This is a genomic window from Paenibacillus sp. NPDC055715 (assembly GCF_053617595.1).
In genome coordinates, this window is record NZ_JBSHGA010000007.1 from 259,242 (window position 1) to 276,164 (window position 16,923).

Sequence of the window (16,923 nt, forward strand, 5' to 3'; positions counted from 1 at the left end):
AGTGTATTACATAAGAAACAATGTTTCTTATATAATACACTGTATCCAATTGTCTTCAAGACGTCAATCTTTACTTTTAAAATATAAACGGTCGTAAACTGCTTTCGGGCTTTTAACGATCCTTACCAAGTACAATTGGAGACTGGGTGACTTCGCTTGTCCAGAACTTGCTCAGGTAGGCCAGCATGGATCAAAAAAACGCAAGTTACAGGGTTGAAATAACCTCTATACTCGCGTTTTCTTTACATTAGCATTTTGCATAATTCGATTCCCAACGCTTAAAAGTACAATATATAGACAAATTAGACCGTTACGATCTATATATTGCTGATTTAAATTTATCTTGGGATTTATGCATGCTAATATTAATGGTGATATAAGAATTGTCTAGTATGCTTGGAATTTGCTTATGGGACAGCCCCATTTAGGCTCCACTTTTGATAAACTACGTCGATTTAAACGTACTCATGACTTCACTACTCTATTAAGTACAAAATTGGTGGGCGGATCAGGCTCCGGCTTGCCAAACAAATAACCCTGCGCCAGGGACACACCTGCTTCACGACAAAATTCAAAATCCTCCATCTGCTCAACGCCTTCAGCCAGTACCTGGCCGCCAAAACGAGAAGCCGATTCTACGATCCCTGTAATTTGTCGCTTCTGATCACTGTTGCGATGACAGCCATCAATTAAACTGCGATCAATTTTGGCATAATCGGGCTGGAGGCAGTTCATAAGCTCTGTCGTAGAATAACCTGCCCCCACATCGTCCAGTGCCACTGAAACTCCACGTTTGCGATATAGTTCAAAAATATGTTGCAAAACATTCAGGTCGTCAATTTCTTCCGTCTCTACGACCTCAAACACAAAATCCTCCGTATTCATGGACAACCGATCAATCGTCTCAAAGGTATGATTCAAGCAATAGGCCGGATCATAAACGGTCGAAGGGAGAAAGTTAATAAAGCGTTTAATCCCCGCAGGGAGGCAAGTTGCACTTTTTTCAATAGCGGAAATACAGGCCGAGCGATCCAGATGAGCATGCAAGCCAGCTTCACGGGCAATTTCAAACAGCCGAAAAGGCTGAAAAGGCCGCTCCAAATGTGACGGACGCAGCAAAAACTCAAACCCGATAATGTTCAGCTTGTGGTCAACAATAGGCTGCATGTGGCTGGAAAAACTTCGATCCTGAATAATATTCACAATATTCGGATGTTGAAGTCTGGCTTGCAGTTGGCTAAATAGAAGCCAGTCCTCATATCCTTCTACATGATACAACCCGGTCACCACAGCCTTCATATGTAACAACCATTTCTGCGGCAAACGAGCCAGTTCGTTAACCAGTTGCTCCAGCTCTGAACGGCTTCCATAACGGAACACTATGCCGCCCTCACACCATTGTCCCGATAGCATACCCAAGCTATCTAATGCCGTATAAAGCGATACTTTGGAATTCCTGATCTTTAATAATCCTTGATCCTTAATAGGTAATATGATGCTGCAACTGCTGCAATTCATAATGGTCCCCCTTGGAACAATTTGCCGGTTTTTTCATCATTATATCACAAATAATTAGAACAAAAGAACTATAAATTACGAAAAAAAAGCTTGTTTTCATCTGAAACTTAGGACTTAAGTTTATATTCGACAAAAAACAAAGTTTTTTGAACAGTATTAAGGAGTGTTTAAAATTAGCCACATCAATAATTAAACTTGAAATTATTTTTCCGGGGTACAATCTCTGCCTATTTTTATTTTTTAGAGCAACTCTTCATTGGCAAAGTGGATATTTGACGTTATAACGTAAATATTAATACGTAGTCATGTTTCTTCCGAAACCGAGATGAAAAAGATAGCATCCGGTGCCCAATGGGCGGCCTCATAAATACCCTTTTCATCCAAAATATGCTGCCATTCTCTAAATATGCGAGGCCTTTATCTATGATTTGCATTTACCAGACCATGCATACATTTAACTTGGGTTACAAAAAGAATGGCATGGTAAGGGGTAAGCTTCTATCCGGCTGTCATGTCCATGCATTTGCAATAACCGTTTGCGGAGCATCCATCTGAAGTGCCAGCGAAACAAATGCTTCTTCGCTAAATCACATGGCTGATGTCTGTTTCATAGAGAAATAGTGAATACTACTCTATAAGAATAATCGTAGGGTGAGATGTGAAGATGTCTATCTGCGAGAATGGATGAGCTGGGCGACATGAAGAAGGGATTCTTCGCTGGTTCCACACCGCATGACCAATGGTCTGCTGGAAGGGATTAACGGTCGGGTACAGGCCTCCAAACGACGAACCCGCGGCTACCGTAATGTGTGGTCTTCCCATCCAATAGAGCGAAGAGCCTTTTATTTTGTCGATTTTATAGAAAAATAATAGGCCTATAGCATCAATTTACATTTTATTCATAAAAATAAACAACTTATACCTTTTTTATGTTATCATTATGAAGTCGTCCAAAAAATAGTAGAGGAATTGTTTGTGTACCATGAAACAATTGACAAACACAGCAATTATCCTTACAAGTGTATTGGCTCTAACTGCGGTAGCTCCATTGGCAGCTTCTGCTGCATCGTCGACAGAACAAATTTCACAAAATTCAAGTTCAAGTGTATCTCAGAAGAGTGTAATTGAGGCAGTGAAACCGTATGTACAAGTTAAAGATGGAGTATTTTCCCTAAAAGATGTTCCTGAAATCGGATTTGCAAAAGCATTTTGACGAATTGAATGAATTATCAAAATCAGGGGTAATTACTGTAAATAGTGATTTAAGCATTAAAGACAACGCGATTTCACTTAATGCGGTATACGGATCATGGACTTATCATTGGTGGGGATATGATCGTAACTTCACTGACTATCAGACAAAACAGGCTATAGACTACTATTACTCTGTGGCAGGCGGTGGCGGACTCGTTACAGGGGCAACATATTGGTTTCCTCCTGTGGCTGGTTTTGCAGGAGGGGTAGCAGGATACTTTACACTTTTTGCGGCTCGTATGGGTGCGAACAATAATGGTAATGGGGTTTATGTAGCGGTTACATGGGCGACAACGTTTGATGTTACACCTTTATAATCCTAAAAAATTGAGGATAACTTATGATTAATATAACATTGGCAAGCATAATATATATTCTTTTGATAATTTGGGGGTTCAGCTATGTGGCTGTTTACCTAATCAAGAAGAAAAAAAATACACATGGACAATCTGGCTATAAAATAATTTTTTTAGTTATTCTTGTTTTTTTGGTAATCGCTCTGGTTAATTCATTTCCTTAATGTATTGCAATTCAACTAACCATATGCTATACGATTCTTATAGCTAAACAATCGCTTCAACTTCTTGAAGAAAACTATTTTAATCATTGTCGGAGCCATTTTAGCGTTCTTTATTCTCTGTTTCTTTTTAAACCTGTGGGTGGTCAATAACATTCGTGTTGTCCCTAACTAATAAACCATGAAAAAAAATTCAGAAAATTGTTGGCTTCTCAGCTTTAGCCATGGTTTTAGTTATCATTTTCTTGGCTATGTACTGCATTGTATACAATTGAATTGTTGTGAATGCTGTACCACAGCTTTCTAAAAGACAAGAGCCTTTCTTAAAGGGAGGGCTTTTATTTGTGTAAACTTTTGAGAAAAATCATAACTCCTCCCTAGCTCCATACATAAAAAAAAGGCTAAACGGATAACCCCATTTAACCTTCACTTAAATTTTATATGATTTAATGTTCTGCCTTGTTTCCATTGATCCATACTAGGAATGATTAAATTCCTCCGTGGCAACCTGTTGATTCGTAATTAGACCCTTTTAGGAGTGCATTATTTCAAAGCCTTTTTAATTCAAATTTATTACATGTTTAGTATCCTCCAATGGTATCGTGAAGCTGAATACTATGGTGCTGGTCATAAGCATGATTAGGCCCATTTGCGATAAACAGAAAACTAGCTGCGACGATCAGAAGAAGCATTTTTCTCAACATTGTTTATCCACACCCTCTCAATGAAATTGAAAAACTCTGCTTTGGTTTCAGGAACCGCATAATCCTGAAAGTGTAAAAACAAACCCATACAGTTTATAAAATAAGTCTCATTATTTAGTGTATGATAACTTACCATTGCATACGTCAAATGTTTAAAACCATCAATGTAAGAACCTCGTTGCACAAAAGACTCAATAACCGTTTCAAAACTTAAGTACGTGACTCACATCTAACTGATATCGGTTAGCCGCAAACGAATGATTAAATTCCCCCGTGGTGACCTGTTGATTCGTAATTAGACCCATTTTAGGAGTGCATTATTTCAAAGCATTTTTAATTCAATTTGTTACACGTTTAAAATCCACCAATCGTTTCCTGAAGTTGTATTCTCTGATTATGAGTATTCGACTGAACAGGTACAGGTACAGTAACAATAAACAAAAAACTAGCTGCGACGATCAGCAGTACCATTTTTTTCAACATTGTTCATCCACACCTTTTCAATAAGATTTAAAAATGCTGCTTTAGTTTCTGGAACCGCATAAGCCTGAAAGTGTAAAAATAGACCAACACAGTTTTTAAAGCAAGTCACATTATTTAGTGTATTCGAACTTTCCGTTGCATAGATCAAATATTTAAAGCCATCGCTATGCATCCCTCGATACAAATAATAATAAGCTAACTCATAACCAAAACGTGCATACTGGTCTGGCACAACTTGTTGGGTATACATATCATTAGATGCTGATAATTGAGCAAAGGAATTAATGTTTTCTTCAAATTGTAAGAGTACATCATCCACATCTATCTGATATTGGTTTGCTGCCATTACTATATTCATCAACTTAGCTACCATTTCCTTTTCCGACTTGTCAGGTGAAGTGCAAATATAATCTACGTAATCAGGAAGTACACTAACTTCTCCAGACAAAAGTTTATATACATAAGTATTACCTTCTGCCCAATGTTCAAACAAGCTGATCCAATGTTTAGCATCTGCGTCAGTCTCTTTTACCCAACTTAAATCAGCATAGGCGTATGTATATTGTAGAGCTTGTTGATAATCGCCTTGAGCCTCACAGACACCCGCACACAATAAGTCAGCATAAGCAATGTATCCAAATAACGGCCCCCTAGTCTCCTTTTTAGACTCATTGCGCTCTCGCTTCTTCTGTTGATGTTTCATCGAATATTGAATTTCCGCTCTCAACTTCATTTTTCTCGCCATTTCATCTACCTTATCCCATTCACGCAAAGACCTATACACGTTGGCCAAATCCTTCAATGCGTCAAGCTGGTCTATTTCATCCAGGCGTTCGACAAAATCCTCAAATTTTGTAGCTGCATTGAGATTGCGTTTTTGATCATCACCTTGTTTTGCCACAAATATACGATATTGACAGATGGCCAAGCGTTCCGAATGCTGCTGCTTTTCGCTCTCGGCTACTTTTTCATAAAGATAAGCGGCTCCGTCTAGGTGTCCTTTTTGAAATGAACTTTCAGCTAATTCAAAGAGGGAAGTAATATAGGCCGATGGATGATCTAGCAGCATACCTACAACTCGCTCTAAGCAATCCAACCGTGTAAACTCCACACAACGGCTTAAAAATGGGCTGATTTTTCGCCAGCTGAGCCGAAATTCTTCAATACACTCTTCAACATAACGCTCGTAAAAATGGTCTGGAGGTAAACCCATGCCCATCGTAATTCTATCTAATTGGTGCATCGAAATAGAACGATTGCCCGTCACAATGCCACTGACAGTACCTACATTCAAATCAATGATACAACCAAACTTGGTCATGCTTAAGCCTTTCTGCTCCAGATACTTTTTAATTTCTGCCCGAATCGTAGGTGTGTTTTCCATGGTAAACCACCCTTTCAGCATTTGGCATATGATGCATAGTTAAATAAATGATGTAGTTGTGAAACAAGTAGTAGGATAGATTCATTTTATTGCTCATGATTATACCATCTTTTGGAACAAGATTATAGACCTTTCAGTTTTTTACTTTAGATACCTTTTTGGGTAGTTTACGATGATTTCTTGATTAAGGGTATCGTCATTTTGCTTATGTCTGGTTACGCAGTGCAAGAGCCTTATCATGCTGAACGATCTCAGGAGAGCTATGCCCAGCGTCGTGAGGCCTCGATTCCCGTAGGAAAGTGGACACCGGAGTTGGCCAAGGTCATCGAAGAGAAGCTTCAGGCGATATGGTCTCCCGAGCAGATCGTAGAGCGGTTGCGTCAGGAGGGACAAGCTATCGTAGGCTTTAAAACGATCTATCGCTGACTGTATACAGGCCTTTTGGTGAAAGGTCTACTTACTGTCCTGCGGCACAAAGGTAAGCGCCAGAAGCCTGCGGAGACTCGCGGCAAGTTTGCCGTAGGCAAGCCGATCTCCCAGCGTCCAAAAGAGGTGCGGTCTCGGGAAACGTTCGGTCATTGGGAACTGGATACCGACATCTCAGGCCGTGGAAAAAGGAAGGGCTGCGTGGCCACATTTGTGGAACGCAAAACCCGTCTGTACACCGCCATTCAGATGCCGGATCGCACGGCGTTGTCCATGGAGATTGCGTTTGGTGTAGCTGCTTCTCAGTACCCTACTGCTGCCTTCCCAACGGCAACCGCTGACCGTGGTAAAGCGTTTGCCTGCTATGCGAGCTTGGAAGCCACTCATGATGTACAAATCTATTTCGCTGATCCGTATTCCTCCTGGCAACGAGGCTCCAATGAAAACGCGAATGGCTTGCTGCGAGAGTTCTTCCCCAAAGGTACGGATTTCGCCCAAATTACAGATGAAGCCTTGGAGAAAGCTCTCCACCTGATTAATCATAGACCCCGAAAATGTTTGGGGTGGAAAACCGCTCACGAATCCTTTTCAGAGGAGCTGTCGCACTTGGCTTGACAATCCGTCCAATACATTCAAATTGTTATTACCCTTTTAATAATTTATCTTCTTTAATTGGAGCGGTAATTTCTTTGATCTCTGCTTCATCGTTCATTTTTTGCAGGTTCATTGGCATGGAGTCTAAATATTTGTATTCCTCGACCCTAACAGAATCTTCTGTCCAATTCCCTTCTTTATCTTTCACAAAGACCTCTCTCTTTACTGGGAGCCCTGTTTTATTATCAATGGTTACAGTCTCTTTTTTAAGATTGGTTTCTGCTACAACCTCTTGAAGTGATGCGTCATTAGATTGTGGCCGTAAAGATTTTACCCAATTTTGGTCTTTCATTTCCTTTTTCTGTTCTTCCATTAGAGAGATATTTAGAATTCTCTTATTTTCATTAGCCAGGTTCACAGGCAATGTCCAAGTGTTCCCTACAAGTTTTCCTGTTACATGATCCCTTCCTATAGAAGTGACTCGTCTTCCCTCTTCAGAAACTATAATTTTATTTTGCAGAACTCCTCCCACATATTCTTCAGTGACCTCACTTAAATTTTTCCGATCACGAATACGTATTGAGTAAGAAAGATCAGAATATGTGCTATTAGAGACAGTTATTTTAATATACTCTACTTTATTGCTAGTGGATTTTTCAGCAGCTGCAATTGTCTCGCTTTGTGCGCTAACAACTGTATCTGTGTTTAAATATAAGTAGCTTGCAGCAGCAACCACAATCAATGGAACAGTAAGGGCACTAATTAAAATTTTCTTTTTCATCCTCTTGACCTCCTTAGTCTGCTTTCAAATTCCACCCATTAACATAGCCATCCGTTCTAGCATCTTTATCGTGAATCCGCCAGGCATTTGGATTACATTCCGTAGCATACAATTCATAATCTTTATAATATGCATTAAGGTACCGCCCTTTGCTTACAGTAATGCCACTGCTACCACTCAAATTTGGACATGCATCCCTGTAAATGGTACTTGTGCGCGATACCCATGCTCCATCTGTATAGTAATAATTCCAACTTCCTTGTTCCGCTGTAACCTGGTCCGGTTCTAACATTTAATCCACCGATTTTCACATCATATACACTTGTTTTCGGTTCCCGAGCAAGTTCTGCATTTGTTACTGCTGGTGTCTGTAGTAATACAACAAAAATAATCAGAGCAATAGAAAAGGATAAAGATCTCACTAATTATTTTAACATAAAAACCCAATAACTACTATTATTTATATATCAACTTTACTCTTTCCATCAATAAAGGTGTCCAGTAAGTGCGTGTATCCATTATGATCGAATTATGGACTGCATCTCTAAAAATCATGATAATCGGTGATCCTATCTACCAGAGTGAACTGCGAAAAACTTAACCCTTAGTTCAGCATCACCTCTTAAATCATTTTGATAAATACTTAAATGAATATGCTCGTAAAACTTCTTTGCTGCTTCTCACATGATGGATTTTAAAATCTTAAATATATTTACTTGTGTCCTCCCACCTTCCAAGATATTTGTTAGGAGTTCGTTGATAGGTGATGCTTATACAAATTCCTATCTATATAAATAGAGTAGGAAATGTATATGTCACTCTCAGAATTCATAATTATTTAATTAATGTAATTTACTTAAATTACGATAATATCATAATCCTTGATATTTTTCAGAAATATATTCGATAATTTACTATAATTGAAACTTCTTTCCTGTACACGATATATCCATAAACGTTTTTGTATCAAAAATAAGGCTCAAATATCTAAATTCATTTTAGGACGTTGGATAGAATCACCTTAGAACTGGTCAATTTATGAATTTAAAAATGGATTCGTTGTAATCAAGGTGGTTATAGGTATACATTATATAAAAAGTAAAAAAGCGGCTCTCGCCGCTAGAAAGCATTTTATAAAGTAAGCGTCAAATATAGCCCACCTATTAAAACAAGTTTCATCATGAGACAATCTTCCTCAGAACAGTTATGAGGAGGATTTTTTTGTTGGAACAGACAGACAAAAAGACATTGTGGAAGTCACGAATACAAGACTATCGCTCTAGCAATGAACAGGTGGCAGATTGGTGTAATCGTCACGGAGTGACATCTGGTCAGCTTTGGTACTGGATGAAAAAGTTGAAAAAAGAAAGTGCGGAACATCTGGAAAACACTCACCCCAAACCGAACTGGGTTAGCTTGCACGTGAAACCTTCGGTTCCCCAAGATCGTACAGCACTGGTGGTCGTAATAGGGGCAGCACGGTTAGAAGTACCTCAAGGTGTAGATCAGAAACTGTTAGCAGACGTGGTAACGGTATTAAGGCGTTTATGTTAAAGGCCCTTCATCTTTCTCATGTGTATGTAGCCTGTGGAACTACGGATTTGCGTAAATCCATAGATGGTCTTGCTGTTTTAGTTCAGGAACAGTTCCATCTCGATCCATTTTCTCCAGCTCTGTTTGTATTCTGCAACCGCCAACGAGACAAGCTCAAACTATTACATTGGGACCATAACGGGTTTTGGCTCTACTACCGCCGATTGGAACGTGGGCGCTTCCGTTGGCCAACAGATATGCACTCGCAAACACTCTCGATTTCTCCCCGGCAGCTCCAGTGGCTACTAGACGGACTTTCCCTCGAGCAGCGTCTAGCACATCCGCAGGTAACAGCTCACGCTGTTGTGTAATGCCTTCGCAAATAGTCACAAAAGGAATGTATGGATCAAGGAGATTCAGTGTGTTTTATCGAATAAACTGAGTATGAAAAATACGGGACAATCCTCCACGTCAACTGAACAATTACAAAGCCACATCGAGAAACTCCAGACTCAGGTTGACGAGCTTTCAGCAAAGCTCAAGTGGTACGAGGAGCAGTTTCGTCTTGCCCAACAAAAGCGCTTTGGCGCTTCAAGCGAGAAAACAGACCCGAACCAACTCGATCTTCAGTTGTTTAACGAAGCAGTACTTGCAACAACCGAAGAGGCAGATGCATATGTTGAGACAATCACTTACAGCCGTAAGAAACCTTCTGGAAGCCGTGAAGCGAAGCTGGACCAGTTTCCTGTGGAGACCATAGTCTACCAGCTGCCGGAGGCAGAACAAGTTTGTTACTGCTGTGGTGGCGCACTACATGAAATGAGTACGGAGACACGAAGTGAAATAAAGATCATCCCCGCACAAGTGAAAGTTGTGCGTCATGTGCGTCAAGTCTATGCTTGTCGTCATTGCGAACGTGAAGACGTTCATACGCCTGTTGTAACAGAGTGGCTGTCTCACCTTGTAGAGAGGATGCGTGTACACCTGTTACGTCAGGATGTCCTTTATGCGGATGAAACCACGCTACAAGTCCTTCGTGAACCAGGGAAAGCTCCACAAACACAGTCCTATATGTGGCTGTATCGAACGGGACGAATGGGTCCACCCATTGTCTTATTTGACTATAAACGGACTCGTGGCGGTGAGCATCCCCGTGATTATCTACAAGGCTTTCATGGGTATCTCCACGTGGATGGCTATGCGGGATACCACAAGGTAGCCAATACGACACTTGTTGGGTGTTGGGCACATGCTCGCCGAAAGTTTGACGAAGCACTAAAAGTCCTACCTTCAACGGAAGAGCGGAAAGGTACAGTTGCGCAGCAGGGACTGCAATACTGTAACCAGTTGTTTGTCGTTGAAAGGGACATTAAGGAAAAAACCACAGAAGAGAGGTATGCCATCCGAAAAGAGCGGAGCAAGCCCATTTTGGATGCTTATTTGGTATGGCTTTGTCAGCAAAGAGCCCGTACCCTACCTAAAAGCGCAGTTGGTCAAGCCATTGCCTACAGCTTAAATCAGTGGGAGAAACTGACTTCCTTTCTAGAAGACGGACGTCTGGAGATGGATAACAACCGCAGTGAAAGGTCCATAAAACCCTTTGTCATTGGAAGAAAAAACTGGTTGTTTGCAAATTCACCTCGCGGTGCAAAAGCAAGTGCAATCATCTATAGCTTACTTGAGACAGCGAAAGAGAACCAACTAAATCCCTTCCAATATCTGAACTATCTGTTTGAACAAATACCCCAATTATCTGATGTGACGAACGGAGAAGAGTTGGACCGTTTCCTTCCATGGTCGACGTCATTACCAGATGTTTGTCGCATCACGAAATCCTAGTCCTAGAAGAAATAGCCCTCACCATTTTTTCTTGGCGGGGCTAATTTGCGCTTACGCTCTTAACTACTACTTCCTTACGAGCAACACACTGCACTCCACATGGCTCGAATACGGAAACATAAATCTAAAAAGCAAAAAAACGACACCTCTGCCGTTTTGATAGTTAAGTGTGGTGGAGACAAGGGGGATCGAACCCCTGACCTCTTGACTGCCAGTCAAGCACTCTCCCGCGATGGTCTTTTACACTACCCAAAAAGCGCGAAAATAATAAGTTTCATCGGTAGATTTAACAAAAAAATCACCCTAATAGAGAGCGCTGTAAAAGCCCTGCTTTTGAGAAAAGTGGTTATCTAGAATTGGAAAAGTGAATAAGAAATGAAAAAAAGCAGCTCGTCCATACTCAATTATGGGTCTGCGCCTGATCTGTTCTTTGAACGTATCCGAAGTCTACGATGCTATTTATCTTACGCAGCAAATGGTCTTCTGGAATAAATTTATTAAAGTTCCGCATGAAATGATGCACTTATTTGTCTAGCTGAATACAGCAACAACACTCAACACGTTTTTCCTTTTTTTCCTTTATACAACAAATCCAGTGCCTCTGCGGTGCTGGATCACTTTTTACATATATTGTATTCGTTTTACAGAGCTCTCAAATAGCAAGTGATTCGTTATATGCTATAATCCATTTTATAAGATTCACTTAATGATGAAGTGAGGAAAAGAGAATGATCCAAGAAACAGACAAAATAAGAAAGAGCTTCCTTTCATGGAGACTGTTTTTTTGTTTAAAGCTAATCTTTGATGTAGTTTTAGCAGGTGCATTTTATTTTGAAAATTCGCTCACACTCTTTTGGCGACTAACTTTTGTAGTCATTTCATTGGTGGTTTTCCTTTTGATTAATTTATTTTACGTAAATATGAAAAATAAACAGACTTGGCTATTTCATATCCTCATCATCGATTTCTTGGTATCCGCTTCTTATGGTTATTTGTATATCGACGGGTATTTCCCGCGTCATTTATTTATCGGAATTACAGCAATGGCGATTTTAATGTTAGTCAAGAACATCCGAATGCTAATTATTACTTGCATACTGTTACTGTTCGTGTATGTAGTTACGATGGGCAGTATCGATTGGTATTTATACAAAAAATTGGATGGGATTGGATACTTCACTTCCTGTTCATTTATTTTTTTCGCAGGTATTGTGAGCTCTTTAATCCATTATTATCAACGCGCACGTAAGGATACCCTGCAGTTGTATGCACAATTGTTGCAATCTCATGCACGCCTGCAGGACTATGCTCTCAAAACCGAAGAATGGGCCGCGACTAGAGAGAGGGTACGAATTGCGCGAGAGATTCATGATACAGTAGGTCATAAATTGACGGCACTATTGGTTCAAATGCAAGCTGCTCGCAAGTTGAGCGGATTGGATTCATTACGCAGTAATCAAATCTATCTGGAATGTGAAGATTTAATTAGATCGTCTATGCAAGAGGTCCGGCTTTCCGTAAGGGCTATTCGGGATGAACCTACGAAGTCTACTTTTTTAAATGATAGTCTTGAAAAGTTAAGTGAGGAGTTTACCAAATTTGCAGAGGTACATACCGTTTTTGAAGTGAAAGGGATACCCGTATCATTACCAGGTAATCTTCAATTAACGGCTTATCGAATTGTACAAGAATCACTTACGAATGCCCAGAAACACGGTCATGCGAAACATGCAAAAATCTTGTTAGCCTATTCGGAGGCGGGCTTTTCTCTTGGCATACGTAACGACGGAGAGGTCCCTGTTGAACTAAAGCCGGGGTTTGGTTTAATTAATTTGCAAGAAAGAGTGAGGGAGTGGAACGGAACGATGCGTTTATGCATGGATCAGCACGAGGGCTTTGCTGTCGAAGTACAATTCCCTTATTCTTTAACGGAAATGGAGCGTGTCAATAGTTGAGAATCATGATAGTAGACGATCAGCGGCTCATGAGAGAGGGGCTTGCAACCATTATCAGTTTGGAACCTGGCATAGAAGTGATTGGAACGGCAGTGGATGGTAGAGATGCCTATGCCAAAGCCCTAGAATGGCGACCTGATGTTGTGTTAATGGATATCCGAATGCCGGGAATGGATGGCGTGGAAGGAACGGAATTGATTCTCAGGCATCTACCGGAAACCAAAGTATTGATTTTGACCACCTTTGATGACGCGGACTTAATTTTAAGGGTTTTGGAAAAAGGAGTCCACGGATATTTGTTGAAAGATATGCCCTCTGAAGCGATCGTCAGTGCGGTCCAAACCGTATATAATGGCGGGACAGTACTTCAACCAGATATAACGGCAACGCTTCTGAATGAGTTAAAAAAAATGTCGGAATGCAATCCGGTTAAAGCTCACACTTTAAGTATGAGTGAGCCCATTGGTTTAGAGTTTCTGACCGAACGCGAGAAAGAGGTACTAGCTTTATTGGGTCAAGGGTTAAATAATAAAGAGATTGCTGGCATTCTTGTCATCACGGAAGGTACAGTGAAAAATCACGTATCGAATCTCATAGCTAAGCTTGGGCTACGCGACCGAACACAAGCAGCAGTATTTTCAGTTCGTCATCAAATATAAATCAAGAGGCATGACTTTTGGCATAGAGCGTGAGATTAATCATGCTTTAGCGATCAAACGTTCTGCCTTTTTCTTTGTAAATCCATGACTATTCATAGATTTCCTTACTGCCTTTTCTAGATAGAATCAAAGTACAAGAAATTAGGGGAGGATAGCCGTGTAGCGAAAGGATAAGAGACCATTGAAATTAGAAAAAAAACACGAGATGAGGAGTTATTAAGATGAAAAAAATAAAAGTGACCTATTGGATCATCACTATTTGTACGCTCATTGGATTCTTACTTAGTGCTATTAATGAGATTTTTCAATCTCCAAAAACATTAGTAGAAACAACGCAGCTGTTGGGCTACCCAGTATACTTTCTTACTATTCTTGGTGTGGCAAAAGTTATAGGTATCATTGTTCTGCTTATTCCCAACTATTACAGGCTAAAAGAATGGGCATATGCCGGTTTTACTATTGATTGTATAGCTGCATTTTGGTCAGAAAATGCTGTCGGGAATTCTATGGGAAGTATTAAGTCTGTCATCGTCTTTTTGTTTGTAATGCTTTCTTACTACATGCTACGGAAAATGCAGAGCGGTATGCAATTAAAAATATAAATTGAGTCGAACCCGCCAGGCTCCTCTCCCCGTGACTACACAAAAGTTAATATATGGAGCCTAGGGGTATAAACAATAAAGAACAAGCTACTTTTAGACACTGCCTTTAATAATACTAATAACGTGCTGAACAAATTCATCTGACAGCCTGATTTTATCTGCTCTAAATTGCAAAGCGCCGAGCGTCCTTCCCCCTGAAGCTCATCATGCGTCAGAGCATGGCTGCTAACTTTAGTGATGTCGGCAATTATTTGTTTCAGCGGCGCGGATTCATCGATCTGTACGCCCCACTCATGGTTGTGCTTCACCCCCCCCCCCCGATCCGTAAAGTTTGCTGAGGTGATGATACCCCTGAGTGGATTATCGTTTTTGCTGGCGATATAGATTTTACCATGTAGTTTGTTATCAACGTGTACTCGAAACGTAATCGTGAGAGTAAGGCAATTTAACGAGAACGAATAAATTGAATTCGCCTTCTTGAATAAGTTTTTTTACATGACGGATTGTAATATGAAGTGCGACACCTACGCTTAGACAAAAAAATGGCCCATGATTGATTCGTGTAAAATGAAGTCACCACAACACCATTTACACGGGAGAATCAATCATGAGTTATTCACATCTTAGCATAACAGAGCGCAGTCAGCTAGCCTTGCTACATCGTTTGGGGTGGTCTACTCGGGCCATTGCCACTGAACTCAAACGACATCATTCTTCGATTGCCCGTGAGTTAACACGGGGAACGCAGACAGGCGACTACCAAGCCGAGGCTGCTCATCACGCCTACGAGCAGCGTCGAGAACAGTCTATTTCCCGTGGCAAATGGACACCCGAACGCGGTTCTTACCTTACTGAGAAATTGGCGCAAACCTGGTCTCCCGAGCAAATTGCCGGACGTATGAATCAGGACTGTCCTGGACAGAAGGTTTCATTTAAAACGATCTATCGCTGGCTCTATCAAGGCCTTTTGGTGAAAGGAGATACCACTGTCTTACGTCATAAAGGAAAACGCAGAAACCCTCGCGAAACTCGTGGTCGATTTAACGTAGGCAAATCCATTCAGCAGCGACCCAAGGAAGTGAGAAAACGTGACCGTTTTGGTCACTGGGAATTGGATACCGTTGTTTCCAGTCGAGGAAAAAGTAAAGCATGTGTAGCTACTTTTGCCGAGCGCAAGACCCGCCTCTATCTCGCTGTCAAGATGCCTGATCGGACCTCAAGGTCTTTCGAGAAAGCATTTGGGGTGATGGCTGACTCTTTTCCCAAGGGTACGTTTCAAACTGCCACTGTTGATCGGGGAAAAGAATTCGCCTGTTAGGAACGCTTGGAATTAGAACATGACCTAGACGTTTACTTTGCCGATCCATACTCTTCATGGCAACGTGGCACCAACGAGAATGCCAACTGACTTCTCCGTGAATTCTTCCCCAAAGGAAAGACTTTGCGGAGGTCTCTGTGGAAGAATTGGCTCGTGCATTGCATCTCATTAACAACCGGCCTAGAAAATGTTTGGGCTGGAAAACCGCTTACTTTATAAAAGGAAGACTTTTAATAAATTCAAGAAGCTTTAAACATGGGAAGAGTGATATTCGTTAAAGGATCTTTAACTTTAGAAGGATGTTCGTGCTCACTTTTTATTTTCGTCCTAATATGATTTTAGGTCGTAAGATTGACTTTTGGGGAATTGGATGATTTTATAAATTAAAGCTAATGCATGAGATAAAGCCTTGGCACGAGCTCTCCACCTCATCAATCATAGACCCCGAAAATGTTTGGGGTGGAAAACCGCTCACGAATCCTTTTCAGAAGAACTGTCGCACTTGGCTTGACAATCCGTCTATTATTTATTTTGTATGTATATCCGTTTCCATATATATATTTTGCATCAGAGTGATTTCCAATCAGCAAATACACTGGATTGACGCGAGATATTCATCATAGCCTGTTATACCTAAGTTAATGTGCGAAAAATTGATTGTGGTGACTATTGAAAATAGTGTGAAAAAATTAACTCGATTTTCCTAACTGTGAAAACGCCATCTTATAAGCCACAAACGTAATAATTACGTAGATAAAACCATATAGAATCCAAGCATCTATATTAACTGCAATGGTTTCTAAATTGGTGGCAATAAATATAAGAGGCAGTAAGAAGGCTAGAATTAATCCTAAGTAGATGTTTCCTTTGAAAAAGGCGAAACATACTCCGATCAAGATTGCCAGAATGGGGCAAAGTAATAGAGTAGGGAGGAGGGGATTAAGTCTTGGAGATAACCAATAAATCATAATAATCGCTCCTTAAAGTTAATTAGTCAGAACAAGGATGTTTCACTTTCTAACTTACCATTTTTAGGGTCAATTATCTGCATTATAGGATGAAATTGTGTATCAGATGTATTGCCATCAAGAAATACAATAAGCTTGCCTTTAAATATTTGTAGTGATGCTCCATTTTGGCCTACCGGAAAGTATTCTGTTAAACCTTGCAAACGATTTTCTATAGTGAATTCTTTGATCTTCTTTGATGTTTTTAAATCAATGACTGTACTTGCCAATAATCACTTCAATAATTTGGAAGATGAAAAAGCTGACAGTATCCCTATGCCGCTCTGAGCTGCGTTTTCATTTGGGCTAATGTAGCCCCGGATTGAGCTTGGTCGTAGATATATTCAAT

16 protein-coding genes and 5 pseudogenes are annotated in these 16,923 nt (G+C 40.5%); 12 read left to right on the forward strand and 9 right to left on the reverse strand.

Features of this window, described 5'->3' with window-relative positions; translation table 11 throughout:
- Nucleotides 1-465: 465 nt before the first annotated feature.
- Nucleotides 466-1,518, reverse strand: coding sequence for an EAL domain-containing protein (locus tag ACWGOO_RS14465; protein WP_452484457.1), 1,053 nt, complete (start codon nt 1,516-1,518; stop codon nt 466-468).
- Nucleotides 1,519-2,212: 694 nt separating this feature from the next.
- Between ACWGOO_RS14465 and ACWGOO_RS14470 the strand changes: the two are divergent.
- From ACWGOO_RS14470 to ACWGOO_RS14480, 3 genes and pseudogenes are all read left to right on the forward strand, one after another.
- Nucleotides 2,213-2,322 (forward strand): annotated as a pseudogene (locus ACWGOO_RS14470) (transposase); the annotation flags it as partial.
- 178 nt (nt 2,323-2,500) lie between these two features.
- A complete protein-coding gene (locus ACWGOO_RS14475; protein ID WP_452484459.1) occupies nt 2,501-2,731 on the forward strand; it encodes a hypothetical protein in 231 nt (76 codons plus the stop codon).
- A gap of 4 nt (nt 2,732-2,735) precedes the next feature.
- On the forward strand, nt 2,736-3,089 hold the full coding sequence (locus ACWGOO_RS14480) for a hypothetical protein (RefSeq protein WP_452484461.1): 354 nt from the start codon (nt 2,736-2,738) through the stop codon (nt 3,087-3,089).
- Between the two features lie 781 nt (nt 3,090-3,870).
- Here ACWGOO_RS14480 and ACWGOO_RS14485 read toward each other — a convergent pair.
- From ACWGOO_RS14485 to ACWGOO_RS14495, 3 genes and pseudogenes are all read right to left on the reverse strand, one after another.
- Entirely contained in the window at nt 3,871-3,993 is a 123-nt protein-coding gene (locus tag ACWGOO_RS14485; protein ID WP_452484462.1) for a hypothetical protein, read from the reverse strand.
- A pseudogene (locus ACWGOO_RS14490) lies at nt 3,956-4,180 on the reverse strand (transcriptional regulator); the annotation flags it as partial. The gene ACWGOO_RS14485 and the pseudogene ACWGOO_RS14490, both read right to left, overlap by 38 nt.
- Nucleotides 4,181-4,438: 258 nt before the next feature.
- Complete coding sequence (locus tag ACWGOO_RS14495; RefSeq protein ID WP_452484464.1) at nt 4,439-5,860, reverse strand: transcriptional regulator; 1,422 nt, start codon at nt 5,858-5,860, stop codon at nt 4,439-4,441.
- A 234-nt stretch (nt 5,861-6,094) separates the two neighbouring features.
- Here ACWGOO_RS14495 and ACWGOO_RS14500 point away from each other — a divergent pair.
- Nucleotides 6,095-6,901, forward strand: a pseudogene (locus ACWGOO_RS14500) (IS30 family transposase); the annotation flags it as partial.
- A 28-nt stretch (nt 6,902-6,929) separates the two neighbouring features.
- Here the strand turns inward: ACWGOO_RS14500 and ACWGOO_RS14505 are convergent.
- Nucleotides 6,930-7,661, reverse strand: coding sequence for a hypothetical protein (locus tag ACWGOO_RS14505; protein ID WP_452484466.1), 732 nt, complete (start codon nt 7,659-7,661; stop codon nt 6,930-6,932).
- 13 nt (nt 7,662-7,674) lie between these two features.
- Nucleotides 7,675-7,953, reverse strand: coding sequence for a hypothetical protein (locus ACWGOO_RS14510; protein WP_452484468.1), 279 nt, complete (start codon nt 7,951-7,953; stop codon nt 7,675-7,677).
- 932 nt (nt 7,954-8,885) lie between these two features.
- Between ACWGOO_RS14510 and tnpA the strand changes: the two genes are divergently transcribed.
- From tnpA to ACWGOO_RS14540, 6 genes are all read left to right on the forward strand, one after another.
- A complete protein-coding gene (gene tnpA, locus ACWGOO_RS14515; protein ID WP_452484470.1) occupies nt 8,886-9,215 on the forward strand; it encodes an IS66 family insertion sequence element accessory protein TnpA in 330 nt (109 codons plus the stop codon).
- Entirely contained in the window at nt 9,209-9,565 is a 357-nt protein-coding gene (gene tnpB / locus ACWGOO_RS14520; protein ID WP_396476447.1) for an IS66 family insertion sequence element accessory protein TnpB, read from the forward strand. Before tnpA ends, tnpB begins: the two co-directional genes overlap by 7 nt.
- A gap of 73 nt (nt 9,566-9,638) precedes the next feature.
- Complete coding sequence (tnpC, locus tag ACWGOO_RS14525; RefSeq protein WP_452484472.1) at nt 9,639-11,033, forward strand: IS66 family transposase; 1,395 nt, start codon at nt 9,639-9,641, stop codon at nt 11,031-11,033.
- A gap of 728 nt (nt 11,034-11,761) precedes the next feature.
- The gene (locus ACWGOO_RS14530) at nt 11,762-12,988 is read left to right on the forward strand and encodes a sensor histidine kinase (protein WP_452484474.1); all 1,227 of its coding nucleotides are present in this window, start codon (nt 11,762-11,764) and stop codon (nt 12,986-12,988) included.
- Between the two features lie 5 nt (nt 12,989-12,993).
- A complete protein-coding gene (locus ACWGOO_RS14535) occupies nt 12,994-13,647 on the forward strand; it encodes a response regulator (protein ID WP_452484476.1) in 654 nt (217 codons plus the stop codon).
- A 221-nt stretch (nt 13,648-13,868) separates the two neighbouring features.
- Nucleotides 13,869-14,249, forward strand: coding sequence for a DoxX family protein (locus ACWGOO_RS14540; protein WP_452484477.1), 381 nt, complete (start codon nt 13,869-13,871; stop codon nt 14,247-14,249).
- Nucleotides 14,250-14,284: 35 nt separating this feature from the next.
- Here ACWGOO_RS14540 and ACWGOO_RS14545 read toward each other — a convergent pair whose 3' ends face one another.
- Complete coding sequence (locus ACWGOO_RS14545; RefSeq protein ID WP_452484512.1) at nt 14,285-14,713, reverse strand: restriction endonuclease PLD domain-containing protein; 429 nt, start codon at nt 14,711-14,713, stop codon at nt 14,285-14,287.
- A gap of 143 nt (nt 14,714-14,856) precedes the next feature.
- On the opposite strand from ACWGOO_RS14545, the pseudogene ACWGOO_RS14550 reads away from it, so the two are divergent.
- Nucleotides 14,857-15,845: pseudogene (locus tag ACWGOO_RS14550) on the forward strand (IS30 family transposase).
- Nucleotides 15,846-15,967: 122 nt separating this feature from the next.
- Nucleotides 15,968-16,078 (forward strand): annotated as a pseudogene (locus ACWGOO_RS14555) (IS30 family transposase); the annotation flags it as partial.
- A 178-nt stretch (nt 16,079-16,256) separates the two neighbouring features.
- Here ACWGOO_RS14555 and ACWGOO_RS14560 read toward each other — a convergent pair.
- On the reverse strand, nt 16,257-16,535 hold the full coding sequence (locus tag ACWGOO_RS14560) for a hypothetical protein (protein WP_452484479.1): 279 nt from the start codon (nt 16,533-16,535) through the stop codon (nt 16,257-16,259).
- A 26-nt stretch (nt 16,536-16,561) separates the two neighbouring features.
- Nucleotides 16,562-16,804 (reverse strand): hypothetical protein, encoded by a 243-nt coding sequence (locus ACWGOO_RS14565; RefSeq protein WP_452484480.1) that lies wholly within the window; start codon nt 16,802-16,804, stop codon nt 16,562-16,564.
- Nucleotides 16,805-16,923 lie beyond the last annotated feature (119 nt).